General features: G+C 64.8%; 6 protein-coding genes and 1 pseudogene. 3 read left to right on the top strand and 4 right to left on the bottom strand.

Annotation, left to right across the window (positions count from 1 at the left end; translation table 11 throughout):
- Positions 1 to 282: pseudogene (locus ALC15_RS45460) on the top strand (OmpA family protein); the annotation flags it as partial.
- 611 nt (positions 283 to 893) lie between these two features.
- On the top strand, positions 894 to 1,181 hold the full coding sequence (locus ALC15_RS11595) for a hypothetical protein (protein ID WP_050627315.1): 288 nt from the start codon (positions 894 to 896) through the stop codon (positions 1,179 to 1,181).
- 64 nt (positions 1,182 to 1,245) lie between these two features.
- Here ALC15_RS11595 and ALC15_RS11590 read toward each other — a convergent pair whose 3' ends face one another.
- The 4 genes from ALC15_RS11590 to ALC15_RS11580 form a co-directional block, all read right to left on the bottom strand.
- On the bottom strand, positions 1,246 to 1,557 hold the full coding sequence (locus ALC15_RS11590; RefSeq protein ID WP_050627314.1) for a hypothetical protein: 312 nt from the start codon (positions 1,555 to 1,557) through the stop codon (positions 1,246 to 1,248).
- Positions 1,558 to 1,738: 181 nt separating this feature from the next.
- Positions 1,739 to 1,921, bottom strand: a complete 183-nt coding sequence (locus ALC15_RS43300) for a hypothetical protein (RefSeq protein ID WP_128089498.1) — start codon at positions 1,919 to 1,921, stop codon at positions 1,739 to 1,741.
- 338 nt (positions 1,922 to 2,259) lie between these two features.
- The gene (locus ALC15_RS11585; RefSeq protein WP_050627313.1) at positions 2,260 to 2,982 is read right to left on the bottom strand and encodes a flagellar hook assembly protein FlgD; all 723 of its coding nucleotides are present in this window, start codon (positions 2,980 to 2,982) and stop codon (positions 2,260 to 2,262) included.
- A 10-nt stretch (positions 2,983 to 2,992) separates the two neighbouring features.
- Positions 2,993 to 4,585: a flagellar hook-length control protein FliK gene (locus ALC15_RS11580; RefSeq protein ID WP_050627312.1), complete on the bottom strand. Its 1,593-nt coding sequence runs from the start codon at positions 4,583 to 4,585 to the stop codon at positions 2,993 to 2,995.
- Between the two features lie 359 nt (positions 4,586 to 4,944).
- Between ALC15_RS11580 and mnmA the strand changes: the two genes are divergently transcribed.
- On the top strand, positions 4,945 to 6,141 hold the full coding sequence (gene mnmA, locus ALC15_RS11575; protein WP_050627331.1) for a tRNA 2-thiouridine(34) synthase MnmA: 1,197 nt from the start codon (positions 4,945 to 4,947) through the stop codon (positions 6,139 to 6,141).
- The last annotated feature ends 12 nt before the right edge of the window (positions 6,142 to 6,153 follow it).

Here is a 6,153-nt window from a genome sequence, read left to right as displayed (position 1 = left end):
CCGGTGCCGCCATCCGATCCACCGCCGGCGGACGTGCCACCACCCGAGCTACCGCCTCCCGAAGCGCCGGCACCCGCACCACCAGCAGAGCTGCCGGAGCCTGAACTGCCGGAGCCGCTACCCTGTGCGCCGGAACCCGATCCCGTCATGCCGCCCGACGAGGAGCCGCCGCTGCCGGCATCCGCGCCGCCACCACCCGCCGATTGTCCTGATGATCCGGAGCTGCTTGATCCGGACGAGGTGCTCCCGGGAGCAGCGCCCTCTCCCATGGCCATATACTGATCAGCATACGCATTCGGGTCGCTCATGTGGTTTGCCTCCGTGTTGCGTCTAACCGGAGCAAAAACCGAAGCTTGAGCAGAATGGTTGCGTCGCGAACGCGTGCGCGCCTGAACATGGCAAATGGCCGATGTGCGCCGCGATTCAAATTTTCATCAAGGGCGATGTGTTGGTGAAGTCACTTATCGATCAAAAGCTGAAAGTGGCAGCGCGCGTAGGCGGTAGAGAGACCGACGCAACTCCCGCTGGCACTTCATCGCGGGCTTGGTGTCGGCCGCCACGAAAGGTCGTCGGACCAAAGGTAGATTGCGATCGCTGCCAGGCATAGTGCGATGCCGACCCAGAAGATCGGCGAATGATGAACCGGTCGTCGATCGCTCGGAGCTGGCTTCATTCGATAAACTCATCGCGCGTGGGATGTTGAGGTCGGCAATCATTTTAATTGCGGAGTGTCGCTCAGACAGGACAATCTCTGCAAGACTTCCTTGAAGAGCACGAGCAGCTTCGTCGGTTGCATCGTAGAGTGACGTATCTCACGGCGCGTGTGTGCGTAACGCATCATTGTCGGGGCGTCGCATCGGAGCGGCGAATGGAAAACGAAGGACCCCAACGTCATGGCCAACATCGACCACAAGCAAGGAACCTATACGATTGCTGCCAATTCGAGCCAGCCTTTCACGTTCTGGTGGGGACGGGACTCGAAGGCGCCGAACGAATTCTTCGACGTCTCGATCGCGCCGCATCTCGACACGAAGCATGCCTCGATGGAGCCTCTGCACGAAACGGACCGGGCCGTGTACTGGGATCACCGCGGCGGCGTCGGCGTCGTGCTGATCCTGACCCTGAAGAACAGCAACAATTTTCCGGTCACGTTCGAAGCCAACCACGTCCGCATCTATTGAGGCGGCAAGGGCATGAAGCGGGCCGCGCCCGTCGCGCGGCCGGCACCCGGTGAATCTGGCAGAGTCAGATGACGCTCGACGACGACCACATGTGCAGGATCACGATGGAGGGCCATGGCAGCACGACCCAGAACAAGTGGATCGCCCGAAACTCGCCGGCCTTTCTCACGAACAGCATAAGGATGGCGAACCAGATCGCATAAAGGACGAGCAGGAACGGCAGTATCCCCTTCGCGGACGGATCGGGCGCCAACCAGGGCAAGACGCTATAGACGCCCCCATAGATGAAGACGTACGCCATCATGAGCGGAAACGAGACGCCGACGCCGAGCACGGCGCCGCCGATCAAAGCGCCGAGCAACTTCAATTCTTTCAAGTGAGGCTCCCTCGGATGCAAATTCTTCTTGGGTAGCGATCAGGGCCCGCGCTCTACCTAAACGAGATGAATGTGCAAACAGATTACCGATTGCGGCAAATTGTCCGGATGCGCTTGACCCAACCGCTTGCCGCGAAAGCCATCGGCCGGCTGCCTCAGGTCTGATATCGCGCCTGCGCGCTTACTCGCCGGCCGGCGGCGGCAGCCGCTCCCGAAGCGCTGCGATCTCGAGCATGACGGTAATGGCGATCGTCTTGAGGCGGGCATTCTCGGCCATCGTCTCGGCGAGCTGAGGGTGTGCCGCTGCCGCATGCTGTCGGGCGTTCTGGGCGAGTTCTGACGATGTGGGGCGTGTCGTGTTCACGAGCTAACTCTTGCCGGTGGTCGAAGCGACCAGCCTGTGCTGCTGCGAAGTTTCAGGGCAGAATCGGCGCTCAAGCGCGCAAGATGAAGATAGCGCCCGCTAGCTTACAGGCAGCTTACATGGAACGACTTTATTGCTGATTATGTCTGGTCCGCCCCGGGGCAGGTGCCGCGGGTGACTGGCCCTGGCACTGATTTGCCCGACGACGCCGGGAGCCACGGCCTCTCGATTCCAGCGCCGCTGCCTCTGGAATACTCGATCACCGCCTAGGCGGCTGATGACGCGGAGTGCTTGGCGATACGCGTGGGGAAAGCGATCTGCGCAGCCGGGAGCCTAGCTTAACTACTGCTGCCGCCGTTTGTGCCGCGCACCACGCGTTTGATCTTGTCGGTGGTGTAGGTCTGGCCGCCGATCGAGAGCAGCGGCGGGGAAGCGGTCAGGTCGACGGAGTCGACCACGCCCTGGATCTCGGTCGAGATGGCGAGGTCGTTGCCCTTGGAATCCTTGCCGGTGGCGGTCAGCGTGTAGGTGCCGGCCGGCCATTGCGTGCCGTCATTGCCTTTGCCGTCCCAGACGAAGCTGGCGTTGCCCTGCTTCAGGTTGAAATTGCCGGAATAGGCGGTCTGGCCGGTCGAGCTCGTGATCGTGATGGTGGCGCTGGTGGCTTGCGGCGACACCAGATTCCAGGTCGCGGATTTGTCGAACTGGGTCTTGCTGCCATCGACCGCGACCGTGTTGCCGACATAGACCAGCGCCTGCGTCGACTGTGCGCTCTTCTCGATCGCGATCAGCTGCTTGAGCTGATCGTTGGACTTCAGCTGCTGCTCGACACCGGCGAACTGCACGAGCTGCTGGGTGAACTGGTTGGTGTCGAGCGGATCGAGCGGGTTCTGGTTCTGCAACTGCGTCGTCAGCAGCGTCAGGAAGGTCTGGAAATTGTCGGCGATGCCCTGCGACGAGGTCGTCAGGCCGCTGCCCGTGCTGCTGCTTCCGGAGTTCGTTCCGTTGCTGGTGCCCGGTGCCGAGACGACCGGTGTTGGCATGGTTGCATCGACTGCCATGGTGAACTCCTTACACTCTGATATCGACGCCGCCGAGGGCGCTGCCTGCGCGGCCGTAGGAGCGGCCTGCCACCGCGGCGGGAACGCTGTCTTCTTCGGCGACGATCAAATGGTGTGCGTTCGGATTGGACTGGCCGTTGTTGTTCTGGCCCGACTGCGACTGATCGCGCAGGCTGAACTGCAATCCGCCATTGCCGGTCGACAGGCCGGCATTGTCGAGCGCGCGCTGCAGCTGGTTGGCGTCCTGGCGCAGCATCGACAGCGTCTCCGGGCGTTCGACGGTGAGATGCGAGGTTACCTGGCCATTGCGATCGACATCGATGCGGACATCGATGCGGCCGAGCTCGGCTGGGTCGAGCCGGATCTCGAAGCGGCTCTTGCCGCTTTTGGCGGAGGCGGCGATCTGCATCGCAAGCCCGCTGAGCGGCACGGCGGCGGCTTGCGCGGCGTTGGTCACGGTCAACTGCGCGTTTGCCGATGGCGTGGTCTGGGCGGTGGGTTGTGGCTGGAGTGCATTCGCGGCCTGCGCACTGGGATCGGGCGCTGTAACCTGGGTCTGCGCAGCGGCCTGGCCACCGGCCGTCGGCGCGGCCTTGCCGTCGCCGCTCGCATCGGCCTTGATCGCATCGGCCGCGCCGTCGGCGGCGGCCTTCGCCTTGCCGGCAACCGCGGCCGGCTGCGCAACGGCGGGAACGATGTTGGTCGGCGCGGCCTGCGCCGTGGCGTTGCTGCCCTGGGCTGCGCCGTCCTGGCCGGCAGGTGCCGTCGCAACCGCGTCCTTCGGGGTCAGCTGCAGCTTGGCTTGCGGCGTCGTCTTGGTCGCAGGCGTTCCCGCGGCGACGGTGGCGGCGAGCGTTGCATCGCCGGTCGCGGCCGCTGCGCCCGCAGCCGTTGACGTATCGGTGGCGGTGACCTGTCCTTCGCTCTTGACGCCGGCCGCCTTGGCGACCTTGTCGGCATTCGCCGCGGTGGTGGCCGCGGTAGCAGCGTCGGCGCCGGCCGGCGCGCCAGTGCCGGCAGTGGCGCCGGTACCGGCGATGGCCGAGCTTGCTGCGATGGCCGCGGCCGCGATCGCCAGCGGTGCGGCGGGTTGGTCGGATGGCGCGGTGGCTGTCGCGGTCGGGGCAGTCGCAGGGACTGCGGCCGTGGTCGCGATTACGGCGTTGACCGTTGCCGCGCCGGATTGATCCGGCTGCGGAGTGGTCTGGGCCGACGCCGTCTTGTCGCCGGTGGCTTGCGTATCGGTGCTCGATTTCGAGTCGTCCGATTTCGATTTCGACTTGGTCTTGCGCGGCGCGGCGCTATCGCTGTCGTTATCGACCTTGTTGTCGTCGCGCGAACTGCCGGGATCTCGCGACGTCCGGTCGGGCGCGGTGCTGTTGTCGCGGGAGCGCGCGTCGGTTGTCGAGGACGAATCGTCGGACCGGCGGGCGGGCGCGGGCTGGGAGTCGGAGCGGCTGTTGTCGCTTGTGGACGCAGTGCTGCTGTCGACCAGCGCGGCAAAGCCGTCGTTCCCCGCCTGCGAGGCGGGATCGGGCCGCGACGACCGCGTCGCGCCCTGAAAAGACCGACCTGCCAATGCTTCCGACGTGACGCTGACCACTGCCAACCCTCGCAAATGAGACTTCCGGGGTTTTGTCAGCAAGGAGCGGGCCAACGGGTGGGTGTAATAAATAATGAGTTATTTCAGTTGGTTATAGGTGATGCTGGTGGGCTGGAACCGGTTCCCGGCGAGTCTCCTTTTTGCCCGGCGGCAAGATTTGCCGTCCGCGCGTGGCAAGGCATCGCTTGCGCCGGATTGCTTCGCCGGAATACGGCCTATATTAAAAGATGGCCTCCGACGCGTCCCGAACCGATCGACCGGCCTTGGACGCGTTCTAAGGCTTTCTGGACAAAGGCTTTTCCGAATTTCGTCGCCGAGCGCATAGGCTCGCCGCGACAGTGACCAATGACCGCTTAGAGATGCTCAACAGTCTGGATCTTGAAGGCCGCCCTGAAGACACACGGATCGTCGTTGCCATGTCCGGCGGCGTCGACTCGTCGGTGACGGCTGCGCTGTTGAAGTCGCAGGGCTACGACGTGGTCGGGATCACGCTGCAGCTCTACGACCATGGCGCTGCGACCCATCGCAAGGGCGCCTGCTGTGCCGGCCGCGACATCCACGACGCGCGCAACGTCGCCGAGCGGATCGGCATCCCGCATTACGTGCTCGACTATGAAAGCCGCTTCAAGCAATCGGTGATCGACAATTTCGCCGACAGCTACGCGCTCGGCGAGACGCCCGTGCCGTGCATCGAGTGCAATCGTTCGGTCAAGTTCCGCGATCTGCTCGCGACCGCGCGCGAGCTCGGCGCGCAGGCGCTGGCCACCGGACATTATGTCGCCTCACGCCGCTTGGCCGACGGATCGCGCTCGCTGGTCTGCGCGGCAGATGCCGATCGCGACCAGAGCTATTTCCTGTTTGCGACCACGCGCGAGCAGCTCGACTTCCTGCGCTTCCCGCTCGGCGACATGACCAAGCCGCAGACCCGCGAGCTGGCGCGGCGCTTCGAGCTCGAGGTCGCCGACAAGCAGGACAGCCAGGACATCTGCTTCGTGCCGACCGGCCGCTACACCGACATCATCGGACGGCTGAAGCCGAACGCGATCGCGCCGGGCGACATCGTCGATCTCGCCGGCAATGTCGTCGGCCAGCACCAGGGCATCGTTCATTTCACCGTCGGCCAGCGCAAGGGTCTCGGCATCGCCTCCGGTCATCCGCTCTATGTGGTCAAGCTCGATGCGGCGACGCGCCGTGTCGTGGTCGGGCCGCGTGAGGCGCTGCGGATGGATCGCATTGCGCTACGCGACGTCAACTGGATCGGCGATGGCGCGCTCGATCGGGTGATCGGCGAGGGTATCGAGATCTACGTGCGCGTGCGTTCGACGCGCGCGCCGCAGCCGGCGTGGTTGCGCGCCGTCGATGGCGGATACGAGGTCGAACTGGTCGCCGGCGAGGAAGGCGTCTCGCCCGGCCAGGCCTGCGTGTTCTACGATGCGCCGTCCGGGCAGGCGCGTGTGCTCGGCGGCGGCTTCATCAGGAGCGCGACCGCAAGCCGCGCGGCGCGAGGCGTGTTGCGCGATACAGTGGCGCCGCTCGCGGAAGCAGTTCGCGGATAGAGATAGAGGCGT

Source organism: Bradyrhizobium viridifuturi, from assembly GCF_001238275.1.
GTDB lineage: Bacteria > Pseudomonadota > Alphaproteobacteria > Rhizobiales > Xanthobacteraceae > Bradyrhizobium > Bradyrhizobium viridifuturi.
Note: the sequence above shows the minus strand (reverse complement) of the source record. Positions and strands in the feature narration are given on the sequence as shown.

Excerpts from the sequence above, each read along its gene's own strand:
- ALC15_RS11595 (WP_050627315.1), top strand. The coding sequence starts at position 894 with ATGGCCAACATCGACCACAAGCAAGGAACCTATACGATTGCTGCCAAT.
- mnmA (WP_050627331.1), top strand. The coding sequence starts at position 4,945 with ATGCTCAACAGTCTGGATCTTGAAGGCCGCCCTGAAGACACACGGATC.
- ALC15_RS11585 (WP_050627313.1), bottom strand. The coding sequence starts at position 2,982 with ATGGCAGTCGATGCAACCATGCCAACACCGGTCGTCTCGGCACCGGGC.